General features: G+C 72.8%; 15 protein-coding genes and 1 pseudogene. 7 read left to right on the forward strand and 9 right to left on the reverse strand.

Features of this window, described 5'->3' with window-relative positions; all coding sequences use genetic code 11:
- Positions 1 to 83: 83 nt before the first annotated feature.
- From ACY1JX_RS16730 to ACY1JX_RS16740, 3 genes are all read left to right on the forward strand, one after another.
- Entirely contained in the window at positions 84 to 1,259 is a 1,176-nt protein-coding gene (locus ACY1JX_RS16730; protein WP_462564670.1) for an NAD(P)/FAD-dependent oxidoreductase, read from the forward strand.
- Between the two features lie 161 nt (positions 1,260 to 1,420).
- Positions 1,421 to 2,047, forward strand: a complete 627-nt coding sequence (locus tag ACY1JX_RS16735) for a TetR/AcrR family transcriptional regulator (RefSeq protein ID WP_462564671.1) — start codon at positions 1,421 to 1,423, stop codon at positions 2,045 to 2,047.
- On the forward strand, positions 2,044 to 3,615 hold the full coding sequence (locus ACY1JX_RS16740; protein WP_462564672.1) for an MDR family MFS transporter: 1,572 nt from the start codon (positions 2,044 to 2,046) through the stop codon (positions 3,613 to 3,615). Before ACY1JX_RS16735 ends, ACY1JX_RS16740 begins: the two co-directional genes overlap by 4 nt.
- A gap of 1 nt (position 3,616) precedes the next feature.
- On the opposite strand, the gene recD is transcribed toward ACY1JX_RS16740, so the two are convergent.
- From recD to recC, 3 genes are read right to left on the reverse strand one after another with little or no spacing between them, the layout of a single operon-like run.
- On the reverse strand, positions 3,617 to 5,308 hold the full coding sequence (gene recD / locus ACY1JX_RS16745) for an exodeoxyribonuclease V subunit alpha (protein ID WP_286928282.1): 1,692 nt from the start codon (positions 5,306 to 5,308) through the stop codon (positions 3,617 to 3,619).
- The gene (locus ACY1JX_RS16750) at positions 5,305 to 8,634 is read right to left on the reverse strand and encodes a UvrD-helicase domain-containing protein (protein WP_462564673.1); all 3,330 of its coding nucleotides are present in this window, start codon (positions 8,632 to 8,634) and stop codon (positions 5,305 to 5,307) included. Before ACY1JX_RS16750 ends, recD begins: the two co-directional genes overlap by 4 nt.
- Positions 8,631 to 11,921, reverse strand: coding sequence for an exodeoxyribonuclease V subunit gamma (gene recC / locus ACY1JX_RS16755; protein ID WP_462564674.1), 3,291 nt, complete (start codon positions 11,919 to 11,921; stop codon positions 8,631 to 8,633). The genes ACY1JX_RS16750 and recC overlap by 4 nt, the downstream gene beginning before the upstream one ends.
- 139 nt (positions 11,922 to 12,060) lie before the next feature.
- On the opposite strand from recC, the gene ACY1JX_RS16760 reads away from it, so the two are divergent.
- Positions 12,061 to 12,642: a hypothetical protein gene (locus tag ACY1JX_RS16760; RefSeq protein ID WP_462564675.1), complete on the forward strand. Its 582-nt coding sequence runs from the start codon at positions 12,061 to 12,063 to the stop codon at positions 12,640 to 12,642.
- 74 nt (positions 12,643 to 12,716) lie between these two features.
- Here ACY1JX_RS16760 and ACY1JX_RS16765 read toward each other — a convergent pair whose 3' ends face one another.
- The 3 genes from ACY1JX_RS16765 to ACY1JX_RS16775 all read right to left on the reverse strand — a co-directional run bounded on the left by ACY1JX_RS16765 (position 12,717) and on the right by ACY1JX_RS16775 (position 15,377).
- Positions 12,717 to 14,336, reverse strand: a complete 1,620-nt coding sequence (locus tag ACY1JX_RS16765) for a solute symporter family protein (RefSeq protein ID WP_181756075.1) — start codon at positions 14,334 to 14,336, stop codon at positions 12,717 to 12,719.
- Complete coding sequence (locus ACY1JX_RS16770) at positions 14,333 to 14,692, reverse strand: DUF485 domain-containing protein (RefSeq protein WP_286928292.1); 360 nt, start codon at positions 14,690 to 14,692, stop codon at positions 14,333 to 14,335. Before ACY1JX_RS16770 ends, ACY1JX_RS16765 begins: the two co-directional genes overlap by 4 nt.
- A 175-nt stretch (positions 14,693 to 14,867) precedes the next feature.
- Positions 14,868 to 15,377, reverse strand: a complete 510-nt coding sequence (locus tag ACY1JX_RS16775) for a hypothetical protein (protein ID WP_462564676.1) — start codon at positions 15,375 to 15,377, stop codon at positions 14,868 to 14,870.
- 143 nt (positions 15,378 to 15,520) lie between these two features.
- Between ACY1JX_RS16775 and ACY1JX_RS16780 the strand changes: the two genes are divergently transcribed.
- Both ACY1JX_RS16780 and ACY1JX_RS16785 read left to right on the forward strand, forming a co-directional pair.
- Entirely contained in the window at positions 15,521 to 17,191 is a 1,671-nt protein-coding gene (locus ACY1JX_RS16780) for an AAA family ATPase (RefSeq protein ID WP_462564677.1), read from the forward strand.
- A 5-nt stretch (positions 17,192 to 17,196) separates the two neighbouring features.
- Entirely contained in the window at positions 17,197 to 18,477 is a 1,281-nt protein-coding gene (locus ACY1JX_RS16785) for a 5-methylcytosine restriction system specificity protein McrC (protein ID WP_462564678.1), read from the forward strand.
- A gap of 113 nt (positions 18,478 to 18,590) precedes the next feature.
- Here the strand turns inward: ACY1JX_RS16785 and ACY1JX_RS16790 are convergent, their stop codons facing one another.
- Positions 18,591 to 21,170: a DEAD/DEAH box helicase gene (locus tag ACY1JX_RS16790; protein ID WP_462564680.1), complete on the reverse strand. Its 2,580-nt coding sequence runs from the start codon at positions 21,168 to 21,170 to the stop codon at positions 18,591 to 18,593.
- Between the two features lie 75 nt (positions 21,171 to 21,245).
- Here ACY1JX_RS16790 and ACY1JX_RS16795 point away from each other — a divergent pair, with 75 nt between their 5' ends.
- Entirely contained in the window at positions 21,246 to 22,088 is an 843-nt protein-coding gene (locus ACY1JX_RS16795) for a dioxygenase family protein (protein ID WP_462564681.1), read from the forward strand.
- Here ACY1JX_RS16795 and ACY1JX_RS16800 read toward each other — a convergent pair.
- A pseudogene (locus ACY1JX_RS16800) lies at positions 22,075 to 23,216 on the reverse strand (serine hydrolase domain-containing protein). The gene ACY1JX_RS16795 and the pseudogene ACY1JX_RS16800 overlap by 14 nt on opposite strands.
- The gene (locus tag ACY1JX_RS16805; RefSeq protein WP_462564682.1) at positions 23,180 to 24,685 is read right to left on the reverse strand and encodes an acetyl-CoA hydrolase/transferase family protein; all 1,506 of its coding nucleotides are present in this window, start codon (positions 24,683 to 24,685) and stop codon (positions 23,180 to 23,182) included. Before ACY1JX_RS16805 ends, ACY1JX_RS16800 begins: the two are co-directional and overlap by 37 nt.
- Between the last annotated feature and the right edge of the window lie 2 nt (positions 24,686 to 24,687).

Below are 24,687 nucleotides of genomic sequence, written 5' to 3' on the forward strand. Positions count from 1 at the left end.
GGGTTGCATCCGCGCAGGACCAGCGGCACGCCGCTTCGTGCGTCCGGGGTTGCATCCGCGCAGGACCAGCGGACGATGGGGCCATGGAGCGACTCGTGATCGTCGGAGCAGGACTGGCAGCCGCCAAAGCGGTCGAGCGACTGCGGGAGGAGGGCTACGAGGGATCGGTGACCGTCGTCGGGGCGGAGGACCGTGCGCCGTACGAGCGGCCGCCGTTGTCGAAGGACCTCCTGCTGGGCAAGGACACCGACCCGACGGTGCTGGACGAGGAGTGGTGGGGGGAGAACGACGTTCGCCTGCTGACCGGGGCGCGAGCGGCCGAGCTCGACCGCGAGGCCGGGCGGATCCGGCTGGACTCGGGGGAGTGGCTCGACTACGACCTCGTGGTGCTGGCCACCGGCGCGGAGCCGCGCGTCCCCGACCTGCCGGGCGCCGACCGGGCGCTGTACCTGCGCACCCTCGAGGACAAGGACCGGGTGCTGGAGGCGATCGGCTCCGGCGGCCACCTGGTGATCGTCGGTGCGGGCTGGATCGGCCTCGAGGTCGCCGCGGCCGCGCGGAGCCACGACGTCCGGGTCACCGTGCTCGAGCGCGACGACCTGCCGCTGCAGAAGGTGCTCGGCGACGAGCTGGCCACCCATGTAGCGGAGCTGCACCGCTCGCACGGCGTCGACCTGCGGACCGGCGTCTCGGTCGAGGAGGTGCTCGTCGGCGCCGACGGACCGGTCGGCGTGCGCACGTCGGACGAGACGATCGACGCCGATCATGTGCTCGTGGCGATCGGCGCGATGCCGTCGGTGGCGCTGGCCGAGGACTCCGGGCTCGAGGTGGACGACGGGATCGTCGTGGACGAGCGGTTCCAGACCCAGGACGAGCGGGTGCTGGCGATCGGCGACGCCGCCAGCGCGTGGAACGTCACCCTGGAGGACCGGCTCCGGGTCGAGCACTGGGACAACGCGATCCGTCAGGGGAGGGCCGTCGCCGACGTGCTGCTGGGTCGCGACACCGTGCACGACTGGCTCCCGTACTTCTACACCGACCAGTTCGAGTTCTCGATGGAGTACGTCGGGCGCCCGGGACCGAAGGACGCGGTGGAGATCCGCGGCGACCTCGCGGCCAACGAGTTCATCGCCTACTGGCTCGACGACGAGTCCCGCGTGACCGCGGGCATGAACGTGGGGATCTGGGACGTCAGCGACACGCTGCGCCAGATGGTGGGCACGACGGTGGACCGCTCGGAGCTCGGCGACCTGCGCTGAGCCGCCGTGGGCCCCGGGCTGCACAGGGCCCGGGGCCCGTCTCGGCGGCGGGGGCGTGCACGAGACCCCTCGACCGTAAGTGACCGAATGCACAGGCGCAACCCTGAGTTACAGTAGGTTTGCAGTGGTGCAACGGGTGCACAAGTGCATAGGATGCAGTTGTGCAATCCTTAGTCGTCAGCCCGCTCGTGGCCGAACGCCAGCGCCAGACCTGGACGGCGATCCACCACGCTGCCGCGTCGGCCGCCCTCGAGTCGGGCCCCGACGCGGTGACCGTCGCGCAGATCGCCGCCGAGGCCGGGATCTCGCCGCGGACGTTCTTCAACTACTTCGAGTCCAAGGAGGACGCCATCATCGGCGTCCGTCCGCCGTCGGTCAGCGAGGAGACGCTCGCGGCCTTCCGTGAGAACGCGGGCATGACCCCGGTCCTGCGCGTGAGTCACCTCGTCGCCGACGTCGCCGCCAGCACGATCGGCCCCGGCGTCGACCTGGTGCAGCGCCGCCGGCTGGCCGCCGCGAACCCCCGCCTGCGCACCCGGCTCACCCAGGTGTTCACCGACAGCCGCAAGCACGTCGCGGCGCGCCTCGTCGAGGACGTGGACACGCCGTGGCTCGGCATCGAGAGGCTGCCGACCGACCTGCACGAGTCTCGCGCCCTGATCCTGCTGGCCGGAGCCGTCGTCACGCTCGCGTGGACGACCGACCCCGACCACTTCAACACGCACCGCGCCGCCGCCCTCGAGACGGCCATCGCCACCTTCCGAAAGGTCACCTCCACCACGCTATGAGCACCACCATCACCGATCCCCACCAGAAGCGGACCGTCCGGCTCGTCTTCGCCGCGCTCATGCTCGTGATGCTGTTGGCATCCCTGAGCCAGACGGTCCTGTCGACCGCCCTGCCGACCATCGTCGGCTCCCTCGACGGTGCCGACCACATCGCCTGGGTCATGACGGCCTACCTGCTGGGCATGACGGTCACGATGCCGATCTACGGCCGACTCGGCGACCGGCTCGGCCGCAAGCCGATGCTGCTGCTCGCGATCGTCCTGTTCACCATCGGCTCCCTCGTCGGTGCGCTGGCCCAGGACATGACCGTCCTGATCGCCGGCCGCGCGGTGCAGGGTCTGGGCGGCGGCGGCCTCATGGTGCTCTCGCAGGCCGCCATCGCCGACGTCGTGCCCGCGCGCGACCGCGGCAAGTACATGGGCATCCTCGGCGCCGTGTTCGGCCTGTCGTCGGTCGCGGGCCCGCTGCTCGGCGGCTGGTTCACCGAGGGCCCCGGCTGGCGCTGGACCTTCTGGATCAACGTGCCGCTGGGCGTGCTGGCGTTCGCCGCCGTCGTGATGCTCCTGCACATCCCCGCCGTCGAGCGTGCCCGCACCCGCGTCGACTACCTGGGCATGGCGCTGCTCGCCGTCGCCACCAGCGCCCTCATCCTCGGAGCGACCTGGGGCGGCCACCAGTACGACTGGAACAGCCCTCAGATCATCAGCCTGGCCGTGACGACGGTCGTCGCCGCCATCGCGTTCGTGCTCGTGGAGCGCCGCGCCGAGGAGCCGGTCATGCCGCTGGCGCTGTTCCGCGATCGCAACTTCAACCTCACCACCGTCGGCGTCATCATCCTGGGCGTCGCGATGTTCGGCTCGCTGTCCTACCTGCCGACCTACCTGCAGATGTCGGTCGGCGTCGATGCCACCCACGCCGGTCTCATGATGATCCCGATGATGGGCGGCATGCTCGTCACGTCGATCACGGTCGGGCAGGCCGTGAGCCGCACCGGTCGCTACCGCTGGTACCCGATCGCGGGCGCGCTCGTCACCGGCCTGGGCCTGTTCCTGCTCTCGACGATCGACATCGGCGACTCCCGCTGGGTGATCGAGGGCTCGCTGCTCGTGCTCGGCATCGGGATCGGCTTGGGCATGCAGGTCCTCACGCTGATCGTGCAGAACTCGTTCTCGCACCGCATCGTCGGCACGGCGACCGCCGCGAACAACTTCTTCCGCCAGGTCGGCGGCACCCTGGGTGCCGCGGCGGTCGGCTCGATCTTCACGTCGCGCCTGACGGAGTCGCTCAGCACGAAGCTGCCGGCGGCCGGCGGCGGGTCGTCGTCGCTGACGCCCGACTCGGTGGCCCAGCTCCCGCAGGAGATCCACGACATCGTGGTGGGCGCCTACAACGAGGCGCTCATGCCGATCTTCCTGTGGCTCGCGCCGCTGACCCTCGTGTCGGCCGCGGTGCTGTGGTTCGTGCACGAGAAGCCGCTGCGTCACACGATCGAGGCGGCCAGGAAGGACGAGTCGTTCGGCGAGCAGACGCTCGACGCCGCCGAGGCGATGACCGGCGCCGAGCGCTGACTCAGCGCACCGCCGAACGGGCGGCGAGTCGCTCCGCGATCCCACTGGATCGGGCGACTCGCCGCCCGATCGCCGTCCGGATGTCCTCGGGGGTGCCGATGACGGTCACACCGGCGACGGCCCGCGTGATGGCGGTGTAGAGCAGCTCGCGCGTCATGGCGCGCGACTCGGCTCCCGGCAGCAGGACCGTGACATGGTCGAACTCGCTGCCCTGGCTGCGGTGGATCGTCATCGCGTAGCCGGTCTGCACGTCGGGCAGGCGTGAGGTGGCCAGCTCGCGCACGGGATCGCCGTCGAGCGCCACCTGCACGTGCTCTTCGCGGGCCACGACCACGCCGGCGTCGCCGTTGAACACCGCGAGCGGGGCGTCGTTGCGGGTGACCAGCACCGGACGGCCCGGGTACCACTCGTCGTAGCCCACCTCGGGACGAAGCCAGGCGGTGACGTGGTCGTTCCAGGTGGTGGCCCCGTGCGGACCGTCGCGGTGCGCGCACAGCAGGCGGTCGCGGGCCAGCCGGGCGAGGGCCGTGCTCTCGTCGCCTGCCCGTCCGGCGGCGACGAGGTCGCGGGCCAGGGGCAGCAGGGTGGACTCGAGCTCGGCGTGGGCGCGGGCGGGGTCGACGAGGCGGATCGACGGCTCCCCGGCGGTCAGGAGATCGACGGCCGTGTCGGCGTCGCCGTCGCGGACCGCGGCGGCCAGGCGGCCGATGCCCGCACCGAAGCGGTGGCTGCGGGTGAGCCGGACGACGTGCTCGGAGGACCAGCCGGCGACCACGTCGTGCAGCACCGCGCCCGCCTCGACCGAGGCCAGCTGGTCGGCGTCGCCCACCAGGATCAGGCGGGTGTCCGGGCGCAGCGCCTCCAGCAGCCGGGCCACGTGCTCCAGGGACGCCATCGAGGTCTCGTCGACCACCACCACGTCGTGGGGCAGCCGCCGGGTGCGGTCGTGGCGGAACCGCGTGTGGTTGTCGTGGCGCCAGCCGAGCAGGCGGTGCATCGTGGACGACGGCAGGCCGGTGAGCCACGCACGCTCGTCGTCGGTGAGGGCGAGGCGCGCGGCGGTGGCCACGACCGCCTCGCGCATGCGGGCGGCCGCCTTGCCGGTGGGCGCCGTGAGCGCCACGCGCAGCGGTCGCCCGCGCGTGGCCAGCGACTGGGCCTGGAGGATCGCCAGCACGCCGGCGACCGTGGTCGTCTTGCCGGTCCCGGGCCCGCCGGTGAGCACGATCGTCCCCACGCGGGCCGCCCGCTCGGCCGCGGCCCGCTGGTCGAGGTGCTCGTCGCCCGGGAAGAGCCGGTCGAGATCGGCGGTGAGCCGCTGCTCGTCGAGTGCCGGGGGCGTCGTGGCCGCGCGGGCCGCGAGGTCGTCGCACAGGGCGACCTCGAGCTCGCGGTAGCGGTCGAGGTAGAGCAGGTCGTGCTCGACGACGAGCACGCGGCCGAGTCGGCTCGTGCCGACGGCCTCGAGCCACGCGTCGGCCTCGGGCCAGGCGAGGCCGGGGACCTCGGGGTCCTGGCGTGGGTCGAAGCACGTCGAGCCGTGGCGGACGGCCCGCAGCGCGAACGCGAGGGCGAGCAGCGGCAGGGGAGCGGACTCGCCGGTGATCCGCCCGAGGCGTGCGGTCATCAGCGCGTCGCCGGTGGTGAGGACCTCAGCGGCGACGAAGTCGTCGATCGTGGCGTGCGGGGTCATCGTGCGGCCTCCGGGCGGGTTCCGTCGAGCAGGTCGGACAGCGCGATCACCAGCGCGGTGGGCGGCTGCCACGAGAACACCCCGTACGGAACGCCCTCGTGCCGCGGGGTGTCGGGTCCCGCCATGCCGCGCACGTAGAGGTAGAGGACGCCGCCGAGGTGCTCCTCGGGTGCGTAGCCGCGCACGCGCCACCGCAGGAACCGGTGCAGCACGACGGCGTACAGCAGGGCCTGCAGCGGGTAGGTGCCCGAGTTCATCGCCTCGGCGAGGGCGTCGGGCCGGTACCCGCCGATCGTGAGCGGTGCGTCGGGGGCGCCGAGCCAGTTCGTCTTGTGGTCCACCACGAGGAAGCGGCCCGACGGCAGCCGCAGGGCCAGGTCGATGGAGCCGGTGAGGTAGCCGCGCAGCGACTGCTCGGCCAGCGCCGGGGAGCGCAGGCGGTCGGCGAACGGCCGGATCGGGTCACCGGCCGGCAGGTGCTGCTCGATCAGGTCGGCCAGGTCGGCGAGGCGACCCATCGTGGCGCCGGGGTGGTCGCCGCCACCCATCGGGATCTCGAAGTCGAGCTCCTTGAACTGCCGCTCGGCGAGCACAGTGGCCAGGTCGAGGTCGTCGGCCAGCGGGCCCAGCGGCGTGGTGAGGACGGCCTCGAACGCGGCCACGGCGGCGTCGACGTCGACCTCGACGGGCCACAGCGCGAGCTGCTCGCGGATCCGGAGCTCGAGCTCGACGCGCCGGTCGGGTGCCGCGACGTCGACCTCCTCCAGCACGGCGTGCACGAGGCTGCCGAACGTGGCGCCCTTCGGCAGGTCGGCCATCGGCGAGAGCCGCTCGTCGGGTCCGACCTCCGCGACGACGAGGGTCTCGGACTCGTCGGTGGTGCCCTCGGCCTCGGTCTCGCTGCCGACGTGCGGCGTGGACTCCTGCTCCGCGCGGATCAGCCCGGAGTAGGAGGTGCGTCGCCACGCCAGGTCGAGGTCGCGGTCGAACGTGCGCACGCCGAGATCGGCGGTCTCGCCGGGCGCCGGGGGCACGGGACTCGTGCGCTCGGCGACGCGCTCCAGCACGGGGCCACCCCGCTCGCTCCAGCCACGCAGCACCGACCAGGCCGTGGGGTCGTCGGGGGTCGTGACCTCGTCGGGGACCTCCGGGCGGGCGGGGTCGGGCCGGAAGAGGAGGCGGTGCAGGCCGGAGTTGCGCGCGTCGCGGGTGGGCGCCCACCACGCCACGAGCTGGGACTTCGCGCGGGTCATCGCCACGTACGCGAGTCGCAGGACCTCGCCCGCGTCCTCGGCCTGGGCGGCACGCGAGTGGGCGGCGAAGTCGGCGTGACCCGGCCCGCCGACGTCGAGGAACCTGCTGCCGGAGGCGTCGTGGAAGCGCGGGCGCTCGTCGCGGTCGGGGCGCCACCGGTTGAACAGGAACGGCAGGTGGACGATCGGGAACTCCAGGCCCTTGCTGGCGTGGATCGTGAGCACCTGGACGGCCTTGGCATCGCTGTCGAGGCGGCGGGTGAGCTCGGGCGACTCGCCGGCCTCGGTGCGCCGGCGTCGCAGCCACTGGACGAGCCCCGACAGGCCGAGCCGCTCGCGCAGCGCCACCTCGTGGAGCAGGTGGGCCACGTGGCGCAGGTCGGTCATCCGGCGGTAGCCGTCGGGCCGGGCCAGGATGCGCGCGGCGAAGACCTCGTCGGTGAGGGACTCCACCACCGCCGCCACGCCGCGCGTGCCCAGCAGGTCGGCCAGGTCGCGCACGCGCGTGGCGATGGCGTCGGTGAGCCGGTCGCCGCCGGCCACGAGGCTGGTGGCGTCGTGCCCGAGCAGGTCGGTGAGGGCGGCCGCGCGGACGAGGCCGGACCGCTGCGGGGACTCCATCGCCTCGAGGAGCGTGAGCCAGTCGTCGGCGGCCTGGCTGACCAGGACGTTGCTGCCACCGCCGAGGACCGCGGGGATGCCGTGACGGGCGAACGTGCGCCGGACGAGGTCGGCCTCGACGCCCGTGGCGACCAGGACCGCGATGTCGCCGGCGGCCACCGGCCTGACCTCGGAGCCCGTGTCGTAGGTGGCGCCGGACGCCAGCGTCTCGGCGACGTCGACCGCGAGGTCCTCGACGATCCGCTGGCGCGCGAGGGCGACCGGGAGGTCCTGGGAGTCCTCGTAGTCCTCGCGGTCGAGGACGCGCAGGCGGAAGGCGGCCGGGTGGGGCAGTCCCGCCAGGCGGCTGCCGTCGTGCCGGGCCCGCACGGGACGGACGGCGATGTCGGGGTGCCCCAGCTGTGCCCCAGCGAAGGTGGCGCCGAGCGCGTCGACCAGCGGAGCGTCGCTGCGCCAGTTGACCGGCAGGGTGCGGCGCTCGGTGGCGGTGGCGGCCGCGCGCAGGTAGGTCTGGACGTCGCCGCCGCGGAAGGCGTAGATCGCCTGCTTCGGGTCACCGATCAGCACGAGCGTGGCCACGCCGCTGAAGGCCCGGTCGAGCACGTTCCACTGCACGGGGTCGGTGTCCTGGAACTCGTCGACCAGGACGACGCGCCAGCGGTTCCGCATGAGCGTGCGGGCGGGGGAGTCGGGGTCCTCCAGGACGCTCTCGAGCCGCCGCAGCAGGTCGTCGTAGTCGAGCAGGCCGAGCTCGCGCTTGCGCTGGTCGAGGCGGCGTCGGACGGCGTGGGCGAACCGCACCCGGACCCCGGCCGGCGAGTCGGGGTCCGCCTCGGCGGGCACGAGCGCGGCGTGGGGATCGGCGACGACCGCGTGGGCCAGCGTCCGGGCCTGGCCGTGCGATAGCGCGGGACCGTCCTCGTTCGCGTACTTGGCCACGTAGAGGTCGTCGACGATCTGGTCGACCAGCTCGGTGAGGTCGTCGGTCAGCTCGGCGGACCCGTCGGAGTCGCCGGCGGTGCCGAGGCTGCGCAGCACGGTCTGGCAGAACTGGTGGGTGGTGGCGATGGTGGCGCCGTCGAAGTCGGCCAGCGCCGCGCGCAGCCGGGCCCGACGAGCGGCGAGCTCGGTCTCCGGCACGTCGACCAGGAGGCGCAGGAGGGGGTCGTCGCCCGCGCGATGGGCGGCCGGGTCGCCGAGCGCGGCCTCGGCCGAGACGAGCTGGTCGCGTACCCGCTCGCGCATCTCGCGACTGGCCGCACGACCGAAGGTGATCACGAGCAGCTCGGGCAGGGTGACGACGCCCTCGGCGACGTACCGGGCCACGAGCGCGCCGATCGTCCAGGTCTTCCCGGTGCCGGCGCTGGCCTCGAGCAGGGTGGTGCGCTGCGGCAGCGGGTCGGTGATGTCGAACGCGCTCAGCTCGGGCGCCGTCAGGGGCAGGTCGCTCACAGCTGGGCCTCCTGCTGGTGGTCGAGCGCGCCGTCCCACAGCCGGGCGGCCAGCGTGGTGAACCCGCCGGCGACGAGGGTCTCGAACGGTGCCTTGGGTCCCCAGACGCGCACGATCTCCTCGGCGTCGCGGTCGGCGGGCGGTCCGAACGCCTTGGCCTCGCGCTGCCACTCGCGGGCGGCGATGCGCGCCGCGGCCTGGGGTCCGCGCGCCCGCTGCTGGAACGCGAACAGGCGGGCGAGCTCGACGGGAAGCGGCAGCGGACGCTGCAGGCCGTCGTCGCGCAGGTCGACGAGATCGGCGAGCAGGCCGAGCGCCTCGTCGCGGCTGGCGGGCGAGCGCGTGACGACCTGGGCGGTGCCGCGCCCGACCTTGCCGGCGAGGTGGGCGACCCAGGGGACCTCGGGTCGCTGGAGGCCCAGGGCCAGCAGCCGCACCCAGTCGCGCAGGCGGTGCCGGCCGTGGACGGTGGAGTAGGAGACGGTCACGAGACGGTCCTCGTGCACGCCCTCGACCGTGCCGGTGAGGCGGCGGCCGTCGGGCAGGGCGACGTCGATGTCGACGGACTCGGCGTCGCCCGCGCGCAGCGCCGTGGTGCCTCCGACGAGCGTGGCGACGCGCGTGCCGACATCGTTGCCGACGGCCTCGCCGAGGCGACCGGGCGGCATCATCCCGGCGCGCCAGACCGCCGACCACGCGTCGGCCGGCGCCACGCCCCGGACCGCGTCGTCGAGGAGGCGCTGTCCGATCCGCCAGCGCTCGAGCCCGTCGAGCGTGATCGGCAGGTCCTCGTCGAGGAGCTGCTCCTCGCCGCGCAGGAGGACGTCGAGCCGCTGCCGCCAGAACCCCCGCACCGGGTTCTGCACGAAGGCGATGAGGTCGGCCAGCGCCAGGTCCTCGCGCGGCGGGGCCGGCAGCGGATCGGGCAGGAAGGGCGAGGGCTCCAGCCGCGGCCGCAGGCTGGCGCGGGCCCCGGCCAAGGCGGCGGGATCGAAGCTGAAGGGCCGTGGATCGCCGGTGACCGCACCCGGGCGCAGGTTCCGCGGGTCGAACGGCTGCAGCGGGTGATGCGTGACCACGTCGACGTCGCCGGCGGTGCGGCGGACCTGGTCGAGCAGCTCGCCCAGCGGGACGGCCGGCGGGCGTGCTTGGCCGCGGTGCTCGTCGGCGCCGGTGTAGGTGACGACGAGTGTCTCGGTGGCCGACATCACCGCGTCGAGCAGGAGCTGGCGGTCCTCGGCGCGCGCGTCGCGCTCGCCGGTGAGCGGCCGGCGGGCCAGTGCGTCGTCGCCGTCGACGTGGGTGGCACGGGGGAAGGTGCCGTCGTCGAGGCCGACGAGGCACACCACCCGGTGCGGCACCGAGCGCATCGGCACCATCGTGCAGACCGTGAGGCTGCCCGTGCGGAAGTTCGCTCGCGAGGGGCGCCCCGCCCAGCGCTCGCGCACCATCGTGAGGACCTCCCCGGGGCGCAGGACCGTGGTGTCGTCGTCGAGGCGCTCGAGCTCGCGGTCGACCTGCTGGCGCTGCCAGGCGTCGCGCAACGGGACGTCGGCGAGGTCGGTGAGCATGGCGTCGATCCGTGCGGACCACTGCGCCATCGTGGCGCTCCCGGCGAACGCGTCGACGGCGCGCTCGAGTCCGTCGAGGAACGTGACGAGGCGGCCGGCCAGGTCGACGTCGCCGCTGGGCACGTCGTCGAGCGGCAGCACCTCGGCGACGAGGCGGGCCGGGTCCTCGGTTGCAGCCACCCCGGCGACCAGGCGGTCGAGGCCCGTGCGCCACGTGTTCTGCTCGACCCGCAGGCCGAACCGCTGGCGGTGGGGTCCGTCGAAGCCCCAGCGGACTGCGCTGGACTCGACCCACCCGGCGATGCGCTCGATCGCGTCGTCGTCGAGGTCGAAGCGGTGCCGGACCGGCTCGGCACCGAGCAGGTCGAGCACCTCGGCGTTGGTGGCGCGCCCGCGCCGGGCCAGCTCGAGCACCGCGACCGTGAGGCCGAGGAGGGGATTGGTGCGCGACGCGGCGCGGTCGGCGAGCATGACCCGGAGCCGGTGCCCGGGGTGGTGGGGCGTGTCGCCGAGGATCTCGGCCTGGCCGAACGCCGCGTGGAACAACGGCGCGTACGACTCGATGTCGGGAACCATCACGAGCACGTCGCGCGGCTCGAGCGAGGGGTCGTCCTGCAGCAGCCCCACGACGACGTCGCGGAGCACGTCGACCTGGCGCGCGCGACCGTGGCAGGCGTGCACCTGGACGGTGCGGTCGCCGGGAGAGGGAGCGGGTCCGGCCGAGCCGGGGCGATCCGCCGCCACGTCGGCCTGGAGGCGGCCCAGCAGCGTGCCCGGCCGCTCCACGGTCAGGGCAGGGTGCACGGTGGCGCCCGGCGCCACCGCGGCCAGGGACCGCTGGAGCTCGCGGACATCGCGGCCGAGGGCGGCCAGCAGGGGGTTGTGCACCAGCTGGGCGGTGTCGTCGGCGTCGCGCGGGACGATGCCGGCGGCGTCGGTGAGGCGGTCCCACGCCGCGGGGGAGGGGTGCGGCAGCCACAGGTGCACGTCGCGGTGCTCGGCCAGCGCCGCCAGCACCCGAAGCTCGCCCAGGGGGAGCCGGTTGTGGCCGAAGAGGTTCACCCGGGAGGGCAGGTCGACCGCCTCCGGCGAGCCGGCCAGCGCGGCGATCGTGGCGCCGATGCGCTCGTCGGGCGAAGGTGCCTCGAGCCGGGCCCGCACGCGGCGCCACACCTCGGCCTGCCAACGGACGTCGACCGGCAGGGGCGCACCGGTGCCGTCCTCGTCGCGCCCGGCCGACCAGGCCTCGGTCATCGCGGGGCGCTGGCGCGCGTAGGCATGCAGGCGCGCGGCGAGCGAGCGGGCGACCCCCAGCCGGCGATCGCGGCGCAGCTCGCGCTCGAGCCCGGCCCGACCCTGGCCGAGGTGTCGCGCGACCGCGGCGAGCCACGGCTCGTCGAGGCCCGCCTCGATCACCTCGAGCACCCGCCACACCAGCGCGTCGGGCCGCCACGGGTCCTGCTCGTCCTCGCCCACGAGCTCGGCGACGATCGAGTGCGGCCGCGCGAACCGCACGCCCGCGGTGACCCCGTCGCCGCCGCCGGGTGACGCGCCCAGCCGATGGCTCAGGCGCTGGGACAGCCACCGCTCGGTGCCGAGCGCCGCGACCACGACGAGCTCGGTGGCGAACGGATCGTCCGTGGGCTCGGCCAGCAGGGTGGCCAGTCCGTCGGCCAGCACGTCGGTGCGCTCGGCGCGGTGCAGGTGGAAGGTCATGTCGGGCTCAGTCTGCCGTGTCGGTCCGACACCGTGGGCGACCGTGCAGGATTCCCCCGTGAGCACGGGAAACTCCGACCGCTCGCACCAAAGATCGCGAAACCGCGTCATGGGGTGCCGCGAGGGGCGTCTCAAGGGCATGAGCAGAAGGACGGTGCGCAGCGTCGACCCGCTGTCGCGCCCCAGGTTGACCGTGGTCCGCGGCGATGCCGCCGACGTGCCGGAGCAGTCCCCGGAGCGGGCGGACGCCACCGACGTCCTCGCCTCGATCCTCATCGACGCGTTCGGGGACCGGGTGCTGTTCCTGTTCCACCGGCGCATCCCCGGCCAGACCGGCGACCTGCCGGTCATTGCCGTCACCTCGACCGGCGTGCACCTGATCGAGCCCCGGTGCTACCCGGGCAAGAAGGTCCGCGCGTGTCGCGACGGCAGCACCTTCGAGATCGACGGGGTGCGCCACACGCGCCTGGCCGAGCAGATGGCCGAGCATGCGGAGGCCCTCCAGGCCGCCGTCTCGACGGGGCCGCTGCCGGACACGCCCGTGCACACGAGCTACTGCTTCGTCGAGGGCGAGCTGCCGATGCGCCCGCTCGAGGTCGACGGGGTGCGGGTGCTGTCGATCCGCTCGACGCTGCGCCGGCTCCGCGCCGGCGGGCCGCTGGACGAACGCCAGGTCGAGGCGCTGCACCGCGACCTGGCGCGCAGGCTCGTGCGCTCCTGACGCGCGAGAACGACGATGGGGCGGCCTCTCGGGTCCGCCCCATCGTCGTTTCTCGGTGCAGCTGTCTCAGGCGATCAGTGGTCGAGCGCCTTGCCCTCCGCGCCCGCACCGGTGAGGGCGCGGACCTCCATCTCGGCGGCCTTGTACTCCAGGTGCTCCTTGCTGGTGAGCGTGCCCAGGATGCCGAGCAGGAACGAGGCCGGGATCGAGACCAGGCCGGGGTTGGCCAGCGGGAACCACGACCAGTCCTGATCCGGGAACATCGCGGTCTCCGAGCCCGACACCGCGGGGCTGAAGATGATCAGCCCGACGGTGATGATCAGGCCGCCGTAGATGCTCCAGAGGCAGCCGCGGGTGTTGAACCGCTTCCAGAACAGCGAGTAGAGGATCGTCGGCAGGTTGGCCGAGGCCGCCACCGCGAACGCCAGCGCCACCAGGAAGGCGATGTTCTGACCGTTGGCCGCGATGCCGCCGAAGATCGCCACGATGCCGATCACGATGGCCGCGATGCGGGCGACCTTCACCTCCTGGCCGTCCGGCGCGTTGCCACGGTGGATCACGTTCGCGTAGATGTCGTGCGCGAACGAGGCCGACGCCGTGATCGTCAGACCGGCGACCACCGCGAGGATCGTCGCGAACGCCACCGCCGACACGATGCCCAGCAGCAGGGTGCCGCCCAGCTCGTAGGCCAGCAACGGTGCCGCCGAGTTGGCCGCGCCGGGTGCCGCCGCGATCCGCTCGGGGCCGACCAGCGCCGCGGCGCCGTAGCCCAGGGTCAGGGTGAACAGGTAGAACAGGCCGATCAGCCAGATCGCCCAGACCACGGACTTGCGGGCCTCCTTGGCCGTCGGCACCGTGTAGAAGCGCATCAGGATGTGCGGCAGGCCCGCGGTGCCGAGCACCAGGGCGATCGACAGCGAGATGAAGTCGATCTTGCTGATGTCGTCGATGCCGTACTTCTTGCCCGGCTCCAGGGCGGCACCGGCGGCGGCGCCGTCACCGAGCAGGTCGGAGAAGTTGAAGCCGTACTGCGCCAGGACCCACACGGTCATCAGCAGCGCGGCGCCGATCAGCAGGATCGCCTTGATGATCTGCACGTAGGTGGTGCCCTTCATGCCGCCCACGAGGACGTAGACGATCATCAGCGCGCCGACGCCGGCGATGACGAGGGCCTGTCCGAAGGAGTCGTTGATGTTCAGCAGCAGGGCCACGAGGCCACCGGCGCCGGCCATCTGGGCGAGCAGGTAGAAGAAGGAGACGACCAGCGTCGACACCGCAGCGGCGGTGCGGACGGGCCGCTCCTGCATCCGGAAGCTCAGGACGTCGGCCATCGTGAAGCGGCCGGTGTTGCGCAGCAGCTCGGCCACCAGCAGCAGGGCGATGACCCACGCGACCAGGAAGCCGATGCTGTAGAGGAATCCGTCGTAGCCGGTCAGGGCGATGGCCCCGGCGATGCCCAGGAACGAGGCCGCCGACAGGTAGTCGCCCGAGATGGCGAAGCCGTTCTGACGCCCCGTGAAGGACGCGCCGGCGGTGTACATCTGCGAGGTGCTCTTGTTGGTGCGGCTGGCCCGGATGACGAACACCAGCGTCAGCACGACGAACGCCGCGAAGATGGCGATGTTCAGGGCGGTGTTGCCGACCTGCTCCGTCTCGGTGGCCTGCGCGAGCGAGGCCAGGGAGGAGGTGATCATGCGAGGCCCTCGGCTTCCATCTCGGCACGGATCTTCGACGAGCGCGGGTCCAGCTCGCGGTCGGCGTAGCGGACGTACGCCATCGTCACGGCGAACGTGGCGACGAACTGCAGCAGCCCGAAGATGAGGCCGACGTTGATGTTCCCGAACACCTTCTGGCTCATGAAGTCCACGGCGTACGTCGAGGCGAAGACGTAGATGAAGTAGAAGACGAGGGCGGCAGCGGTCGCGGGAATCACCCAGTTGCGGTGCTTGCGCTTCAGCTCTTGGAACTCAGGCGACGCGAGGACGGCGATGTACGCCGACTCCCGGTCGGTCGGCCCGGGGGCCGAGTCGGATTCGGTCGGATTGCTCACAGCAACACCTCCACGGTGAAGGGACATCGTGACCGACGTCACAGTGATCGCGGTCACACTCGACGCTAGAGGTGGCACAGGAGAGCGGCGGTCAGGGCGCGGCGCGCGTGCGACGAGCGTCCGGATCCTGCGACGAACGGTCGTCCCTCGTGGGCCGAGCGGGGACCGGCGGCGATCAGTCGACGTCGACGGGGCCCGCGAGCTGCGCCTCGAGCCGGGGCAGGACCTCGGGCCCGAGACGCGCGACGTGGTGGCCGGAGTGCATCAGGAAGCGCGCCTGGCGCCTCAGGGCGGAGGGCATCGGCGGGAGGTCCTGCTCGGCCTCGCCCAGGGCGCCGGCGACGTCGGCCCCCATCCGCTCGGGCCCGAGCGATGCATCGCGGGCGTCCACGAGGCCCAGCCCGGCGCCGGCCTGGGCGGCACTGCGCAGCAGGTCGACGGTGTGCGGAAGGTCCTCGGGTGAGGCGTCCAGGGCCAGCAGAGGCAGGAGGCGGGCGGTCAGCAGGTCCGCGACCTCGTGGGCCTCGGGCGTGAAGGCCGCGTCGAGTCCCAGGCGGTGCGTCGTCGCGGCGCCGAACCCGGTCCGGGCCGCGGGGTCGGCAGCCGGCCACGTGCTCCCGTCGAGGGTGGGGACGGCGAGCGCCACGTAGCGCTCGCGGTGCCGACCGCGTGTGAACCAGCCCACACTCGCATCGTACGCAGGACACCCACGTGTGACGCATGGAAGAAATGTGACCAGAGTCGCGTCATGGGACAGGTGCGGTGCCGTCTCACGGTCACACGGCGAAAGCCGGGCCGGGAGCGGCGGACGAGGGGAGGGCGGGACGCATGAAGGTGGAGCGCATCTGGTGGCGCGAGATCGGCGCCGAGGACTACTACACGATGGAGAAGTCCTCGCGTGGTCTCCGTGGCCGGACGACCCTGGAGATCCGCCAGATCCCCGATCTCATGGAGTTCGTCGGCCTGGACCGCAACATCTCCCCGGAGGCCTGGCAGGACGTGCGCATCGTGCCGCGCGTCGTCGGCGACCCCGACGTGTCGGCCCCGCTCGTGTTCAAGGCCCACCGCCGGCACGGCGTGTACGAGCTCCACGCCCAGAACCGCAACGACGAGCGGCACGAGCGCCACCCCGCCTGGCTGCCCCTCCATGGCTGGCCGGACCTGCGCATCCCCACCTCGGTCGAGGACGCCAAGGCGGTCCTGGCCGAGCTCGGCGGGCTGCACGTGTACGTCGCGCGCACCCAGTCGGGCCAGTACTTCGCCGGGCACACGACCGGAGCCTCCCTGCCCGCCGGCTGGCCGTCCTCCTGCCAGCCCCTGTTCACCGGCTCGGAGTCGGGCGTCATCACCGTCGGCAGCGGATCGGTGCAGACACTGACCCCGCTCGCGCGCAAGATCCTCGACGCCTTCCGCGACCGCAAGAGCGTGCTCGTCTACGGTCCGCCCGCCACCGGCAAGACCCACGCCGTGGCCCAGGTCCGCCAGATCCTCGACGACGCGTGGACCGGCGGCGAGGCCGTCGAGATCGACCCGCACCGCATCGACCAGCCGTTCACGTCAGGGTTCGAGGCCTCGCCGATCGCGCCCCCGGTCATCACCGACTGGGTCACCTTCCACCAGGACTACGGCTACGAGGACTTCGTCGTGGGCCTGCGCCCCACCGGCGAGGGCATCCGCCTCGCTCCGTTCGCGGGCCGCCTGCTCGACCTCGCGATCCGCCTCGACCGCCAGGGCCGCGGCTCGGCGCTGCTCGTGATCGACGAGATCAACCGCGGCAACGTCCCGAAGATCCTCGGCGACTTCATGACCTTCATGGACACGTCCTACCGTCGCGGCCGCGACGGCGACTCGCGCTCGGCGATCCCGGTGAACCTGCCGAAGGTGCAGCGCAGCCCCACCGGCGACCCGGTGACCGAGCCGATCTGGATGATCTCGGGCGACTCCTACATGCTGCCCCAGCCGTGGACGTTCCCGTACGACGTGAACATCCTCGCCACGATGAACTCGGTGGACCGTGCGGTCGCCCCGCTGGACTCGGCGATCGGCCGACGCTTCGAGCGCATCGACGCCTACGCCGACCTGGACTTCCTGGCCCAGCACCTGGGGGTCAGCATCGAGATCGCCACCGCCCCGGACATCGACGCGGAGCACTGGACTCCCCAGGCGGCCGCCGTGGCGCTGCTGGGCTACCTCAACGACGAGATCACCGAGCGCCTCGGGCAGGACTACGAGCTCGGTCACCTCTACCTGTGGAACATCACGAGCTGGGAGGACCTCCAGCGCGTGTGGGACCACGACATCTGGCCGCAGATCCGGGACCGCTTCGGCGCGCGCCCCGACCAGCTGGCCGACCTGTTGCGCGTGAACTCGCGCAATGCTCCGCCGAACTACCCCTTCCGTACGCGGACGCTGACGGGCCGTGCCCTGGCCGTCGACTCCTTGATGGGCCAGTCCCACGAGGACACCGCGATCGCTCTCGACTTCCTGGTGCGTGGATGATGATGATGACCGGACAGACCCTGCTCGAGGGCGGACCCGCCCAGCCGTTCGCGGGCACCGCGGCCGACCTCGACGAGCTGCGGCTGCGATCGACCGAGCTGGCCACGCGACTGGGCCTGGCCGAGGAGCCGTTCGTCATCGACGACGCGGCCGGCACGATCCAGGTCCGCGGTGTGGCAGGCTTCGTCGCCCTCGGCGACTCGACGATCGAGATCATGCCCCACGTCCTGCGCCACGACCCGGGCTGGCGCGTCTCCATGCTGACGATGCTGACCACGGTCCATCACCTCGAGTGGGTGCCCCGGGTCGATCGCGGCTCGCGCCACGCGGGCCTGTCCGACCTGCTCGGCATGATCGTGGCCGGCGCCATGGGCCGCGCGTCGTCCGAAGGGGTGCCGCGCACCTACGTCGAGCGCACGGCCGTCACGCCCTCGATCCGCGGTCAGGTCGACGCCGGCCGGATGTGGCGCCGCGTCGTCGATCCGTACAGCGTCGACTGCCGCTTCTCCGAGTTCGTCGCCGACGGCCCGGTCACCTCCGCGCTCAAGTGGGCGTGCGCCGAGCTGGCCGGTGCCGTGCAGCATCCGTGGCTCGAGTCCGAGCTGCGGGCGTACGCCGACCTCTTCCCCGAGGCCTCGCGCGACCTGCCGCCCCCGTCGGTCATGGACGGGCTCCAGCTCACGCCGCAGTTCGGCTTCCTCAGCGAGGCGCTCGACGTGGCGCGCATGCTCTCGATGGGCCCGCAGAACGGCACCAGCGGTCGGGCCGACGGTCCCACCCGCGCCTTCCTGTGGAGCACCGAGAGGCTGTTCGGCGACTTCGTCCAGGAGGTGGCGGAACGGGCCGCCAAGGAGGCCGGCTTCACCGCCTACCGCGGCTCGCGGGCGCGGCGCCTCAACGACGTGAACGCGACCGCCGGTGCGGTCGACACGGTGGTGCAGTCCGACTCCGAGCTCGTGGCCGTCACGGTCTGCGCCCGGGAGTACACCGAGGACCTGGCCGACGAGCTGTCCATCGGCCTCATCGCGGCCGGCCGCGAGCTCGGCGCCTCCGACATCGCGATCGTCTTCCCGGCCAGCATGGGCCTGCGGCCCGGCACCCAGCTGCGCGTGCGCGAGCCCGGAGGCCCGTCGATGCTGCACCTGCTCACCGTGGACCCCTCGGGGCTGGGGGAGCACGGCGGCATGGCGCGCGCCCTCAACGAGTTCGAGCTGGACCTGTCGATGGTGCTCACCATCGCGCAGCGCCGCCCCGTGGGATCGCGCCGCCTCGGCGGCACCGCCTGATCGCCTGATCTCGATACACCGTCTCGCTGCGCTCGCCGGCACTCGATCGCCGCGGTCAGGACCCGGTGATCGAGTAGCTGGCGAGCGCAGCGAGCCGCGTATCGAGATCACGCTCAGTGGCGCAGCTGCACCAGGACCTCGAGCTCGGCGTCCGTGAGCTCGGTCAGGGCGGCCTCGCCGGCGTTGACCACCGCGTCGGCCAGCGCGCGCTTCGCGCTGATCAGCTCGGCGATCGACTCCTCGATCGTGCCCTCGGCCACGAGGCGGTGCACCTGCACGTTCTTCGTCTGCCCGATGCGGTGCGCCCGGTCGGTGGCCTGGTCCTCGACGGCGGGATTCCACCAGCGGTCGTAGTGGACGACGTGGTCGGCCCGGGTCAGGTTCAGGCCGGTTCCTGCGGCCTTCAGCGACAGGACGAACACGTCGGTCTCGCCGTCCTGGAACGCGCTCACCATCTGCTCGCGGCGTGACACGGGCGTGCCGCCGTGCAGGAAGTCGTGCCGCACCTTGCGCTCGCCCAGCCGGCGGGCGAGCAGGCGACCCATCTGCGCGTACTGGGTGAACACCAGTGCGGCGCCGCCCTCGTCGACGATCTCCTCGACCAGCTCGTCGAACGTCTCGAGCTTGCCCGAGCGGCCGGTCAGGCGCGCCTCCGGCTCGTGCAGGAACTGCGCCGGGTGGTTGCAGATCTGCTTGAGCTGCGTCAGCAGCTTCACGACGAGGCCGCGACGGCGGATGCCGGTGGAGTCGGCGATCTCCGACATCGTCCGCTGGACGACGGCCTCGTAGAGGCCGACCTGCTCGCGGGTCAGCGGCACGCGGTGGTCCGTCTCGATCTTCGGCGGCAGCTCCGGCGCGATGCCGGGGTCGGTCTTGCGCCGGCGGAGCACGAACGGACGGATGAGCTGCGAGAGCCCGGCGGCACGGTCGGTGTCGTGATCGCGCTCGATCTGGCGCGACCACTCGCGCCGGAACTGCTCGCGCGTGCCGAGCAGGCCGGGCGTGGTCCAGTCGAGCAGCGCCCACAGCTCGCCGAGGTGGTTCTCCACGGGGGTGCCCGTCAGGGCCATGCGGGCCTCGGAGTCGATCCGGCGCAGCGCCTGCGCGGCCCCGCTGCCGGGGTTCTTCACGTGCTGGGCCTCGTCGGCGACCACGAGGTTCCACCGGTGGCGGCGCAGCTCCTCGACGCTGGAGCGCATCGTGGCGTAGGTCGTCACGACGAAGCCGGACTTGGCGTCGGCGAGGTGTCGGCGCGGGCCGTGGTAGCGGTAGACCGGGACGCCGGGGGCGAAGCGGGCGATCTCGCGCTCCCACGTGGCCAGGACCGAGGCGGGGCACACCACGAGCGTGGGCTCGGGGGAGTCCAGGTGCAGGTGCAGCGCGATGAGCATGAGGGTCTTGCCCAGGCCCATGTCGTCGGCCAGGATCCCGCCGAGCCCGAGATCGACCAGCTGGCTCATCCAGCGCAGGCCACGCAGCTGGTACTCGCGCAGCTGCCCGTCGAGCGACTCGGGCTGGGAGGCCGGGGTGATGTCCGCGTCCTGCTCGGACAGGCGGCGGCGGACGTCCTCGAGCCAGCCCACGGTGTCGACCTCGGTCTCGAGGCCGTCGATCTCGAGGCTTCCGGTGACGGCAGCACGCAGGGCCTCGCCGGGGTCGAGGGTGCGGCCGTGACCGGCCAGCACGCGGGCGACCTGCTGCTGGTCGACCATGACCCAGCGGTCGCGCAGGTGCAGCATGCCGGACTGCGACTCCGCGAGCTGCTCGACCTCGGCGCGGGTGAGGTGCTCGCCGCCCACCGACACGCTCCAGTCGAAGCGGAAGAGCTGGTCGGAGGTGAAGGCGCGGGGCCGGTCGTGGTCGCGCTCGAGGCGCGGCTCCTCGGCGTCGACGCGGCTGACGACGCCGGTGGCGCGCACGTCGTGGCGCAGGCCCTCGGGCCACTCGATGTCGATGCGGTTGGCCAGCGCGGCCACCTGGGGACGCCCCTGGCCGAGCTCGCCGAGCTCCTCGGGAGTGACCCGGACGCGGCCCTCGCGGGCGAGCTGCGCCGCGGGCGGCCAGCTGGCCGCGAGGCGCTCGAGCATCGCGACGAGGGCCGGGCGCGCCGCGGGACCCAGGTGGTGGTCGTCGCGGGTCAGTACCGTCGGCGCCGGCACCGAGGCGCGGTTCATCGCCTGCGGGCGGACGTGGAGCTCGAGGTCGGCCATGGCGTCGGCCTCCTCGGTGAGCGTGACGTCGAGCCGGTAGGAGAAGCTGGTCGGCCGCTCGATCGTGGGCCGCGGCTGCTCGGTCTCGCGCCGCCGCTGGGGCGTGGTGGCCACGGCGGGCGCACCCGCGACCAGCGCCGCCAGGAACGCCCGGATCGACGTCTGTCCCTCAGCGGCCGTGGGACCGATGGCCCGGCCGGCGTCGAGCATCTGCTGCATCTCCGAGGGCCCGGGGGAGGCGAGCGTCCCGGTGGCCATGAGGCGCAGCGCGATGATCGAGGGCGTGGCCCAGGCACGCACGCTGGGGTCGGCGGTGAGGGCCCGGATCCCACCGCTCAGCGGGCCGACGGCCTCGTTGGCGGTGGCCTCCACCAGACCGCGAGGCGTGTCGAAGACGAACGTCGAGCGAGCCGGGTCGTCCGGGTCCTGGACGAACCTGACCGGGTGCCGCAGTGCGATCTGCAACTCGGTCGGCGTGGCCATCCCTCCATTGTCGCGCACCCCTTCAAATGGCCGTCCATGTGGTATAGTTGAATCATCAACTAACAGGAGTGGATGATGAACCTGCGCCCCGAGACGGTGCCCACGCACTCGCTGTCGGACCTCACGAACCGTCTGGTCCCCAGCCCGCGCATGCCCGTGCTGTTCGTCGGTCACGGCAACCCGATGAACGCCCTCGCCGACAACACCTTCACCCGCGAGTGGGAGCGCGTCGGCGCCGGCCTGCCCGCCGCGCAGGCCATCGTCGTGATCAGCGCGCACTGGCTCACTCCCGGCGGAACCCACATCACCGACGCGCCGCGCAACCCGATCATCTACGACTTCGGCGGCTTCCCGGACGAGCTCTACCGGGTGAAGTACGAGACCCACGGCGACGAGCGGGTCGCCCGTATCCTGGCCGAGCACCTCGTCGAGTACGAGGCGCGCCTCGACAGCCAGTGGGGCCTCGACCACGGCACCTGGAGCGTGCTGAAGTTCCTCGCGCCCGCACCGCAGGTGCCGGTGCTGCAGATCAGCATCGACTACTCGATGCCGCTGCCGCAGCTGTACGAGCTGTTCGGACGCCTGCGCGACCTGCGCCGCCGCGGTGTCGTCTTCATCGGCAGCGGGAACATCGTGCACGCGCTGAACCGCGTCCGCTGGGGCGGCGGCCCGGCGTGGGACTGGGCGGAGGAGTTCGACGCCCAGACCGCCGATTCGCTCGTGACGCGCGACGTCGCCAAGCTGGTGGACCCGTACCGCTCGTGGTCGGCCGCACGGATCGCCGTGCCGACCGACGACCACTACCGCCCGATGGTGGCGGCGCTGGGCCTGCTCGAGCCCGACGAGGAGATCGGCTTCTTCAACACCGAGATCGACATGGGCTCGGTCGGCATGCGGTCCTTCATCACGGCTGCCTGACGTCCCAGCCGGCCAGCACGGCCGCGGTGAAGCCGTCGAACGTGAGGTCGTCGGGTCCCGCGGGCTTCGGCCCGAGGCGGACGGCGACCACGTCCTGCGACGGCACCACGGCGAGCAGCTGGTTGCCCCAGCCGAGCGCCCAGAAGGCGTCGGCGGGCGCCGAGGGCGCCAGCCGGCCCCGGAACGGCTCGCGGTCGACGTCGAAGCCGGCGGCGCGACGCACCTCGACGACACGTCCCTCGGCGTTGTTCCACCACAGCAGCCCGTAGGCGGCGTTGCCCTCGGACGAGGTCGTGACCAGCTCGGACACCGCCTCGGCCGACAGGATCCGGCGCCCGTCGAAGACCCCGCCGTCGCGCATCATCACGCCGAGCCGGGCGAGGTCGGCGCACGACGACACGATCCCGGCGTAGGTCGTGAGCCGGCCCGCCGCGTCGCGGTTCCAGCTCGTGTCGGCCAGGCCGAGGGGCTCGAAGAGGCGCTCGCGCGTGAACGCCTCGACGTCGCCGACGGCCGAGCCCAGCACGGCCGACAGCACCTGGCTGGCCAGGTTGTCGTAGCGCCATGCCGTCCCGGCCGGTTCCTGCTGGCCCACGGCCAGGGCCGCGGCGGTCTGGTCGCTCGCGCGGATCATCGCCCGGTCGAGCGCCTCGGACCACTCGCGCCCCGACGTCATCGACATGAGGTGCCGCACCGTGACGTAGCGCGACGCGTCGGCCACCCGGGCACGTGCCGAGCGACCGGGTCGTCGAGGTCGAGCGTCCCGTCGGCCGCGGCCACCGCCAGTAGCACGCCGACGACGGACTTCGTGATCGAGTAGACGCGCCGCGTGGCGTGCCGCGACCCGGCCGGGTGCTCGTGGACGACCTCGCCACCACGCAGCACCAGGGTGCAGGTGGACGCGCTGGCGTCGACCAGCCGGTCGAGCCGGCCGAAGTCCGGAGGGGGAGCGGGACTCGGGCTCGGGGAGGCGGAGACGGTGGGCAGGGAGGCGTCGGACAAGTCGGTCCTTCCGGGAGCGGGGGACGTGCACGCGCCGACCAGGAGCGCGCCCGCGAGCAGGGCGACGCACAGCCCGACCGACCGCCGGGTCACATGCGGCCCGTGTCCAGGTAGCGCTGGTGCCACGAGAGGGCCTCGCCGAGCAGGTGCGGGGTGTGCCGGGCGTCGGGGCGGGCCGCGAGGGCGCGCTCGAGGTAGTCGCGCAGCTGCGGGCGGAAGTCCGGGTGGGCGCAGTGGGCGATGATCTGCTCGGCCCGGGCCCGCGGGGACAGGCCGCGCAGGTCGGCGAGCCCGTGCTCGGTGACGATGACGTGCACGTCGTGCTCGGTGTGGTCGACGTGGCTGACCATGGGCACGATCGTCGAGATGGCGCCGCCCTTGGCCGTCGACGGCGTCAGGAAGAAGTTCAGGTAGGCGTTGCGCGCGAAGTCGCCGCTGCCGCCGATGCCGTTCATCACCGCGCTGCCCATGACGTGGGTCGAGTTCACGTTGCCGTAGATGTCGGCCTCGATCATGCCGTTCATGGCGATCACGCCGAGCCGGCGGATGACCTCGGGGTGGTTGGAGATCTCCTCGCTGCGCAGGAGGATCCGGCCCTTGTAGCCGTCGATCCCGGCGTGGAACCGCTCCATCCCCTCACGGGACAGGCCGAACGAGGCCGTCGACGCCGCCCGCAGGGTGCCCGAGTCGAGCAGGGTGAGCATGCCGTCCTGGAGCACCTCGGTGTACGCCACGAGGCTCGTGAACTCGCTGTCGTCGAGGCCCTGCAGCACCGCGTTCGCGACGTTGCCCACGCCCGACTGGAGCGGCAGCAGCTCGGGAGGCATCCGGCCCGCGCCCACCTCGCCGCGCAGGAACTCCAGGGCGTGGCCGGCGATGGCGCGCGAGACCTCGTCCGGTGCGGAGAACGCGGCACCGGCGTCGGGCTCGCGGGTCTCGACCACGGCCACGACCTTCGCCGGGTCGACCTTCAGGTACGGCTCGCCGATCCGCTGCATCGGCTCGGTGAGCGTGAGCGGTCGCCGGTGGGGCGGCAGCGCGGTGCCACCGTAGATGTCGTGGAAGCCCTCGAGCTCGCGCGGCTGCCAGTGGTTGACCTCGAGGATCACCCGGTCGGCCTGGTCGAGCCAGGTCTTGTTGTTGCCCACGGAGCTGCCCGGGACGAGGAGTCCGTCGGGCAGGATCGCCGTCACCTCGATGACCGCGACGTCGAGCGGGCCGTAGAAGCCGAACCACATCTGCTGGGCCGAGTGGCTCAGGTGGGCGTCGACGTAGTCGACCTCGCCGGCATTGATCTGGCGGCGCAGCAGCGGGTCGGAGTTGTAGGGGAGTCGCTTGGAGATCGCGTGGGCCTCGGCCAGGACGCCGTCGGCCTGCGGAGCGGTGGAGGCACCGGTCCACAGGCCGATCCGGAAGTCCTCGCCGGCGTCGTGCGCGGCCCGGGCGCGGGCGGCGAGCGCGGGGGGCACGGCCTTGGGATAGCCCGCGCCGGTGAACCCGCTCATCCCGACGTTGTCGCCGGGACGGATGAATCGGACCGCCTCCTCGGCGGTCATGATCCGCTCGGACACCACGGGGCACGTCACACGACTCATGG

The organism is Aeromicrobium sp. JP4, from assembly GCF_054957925.1.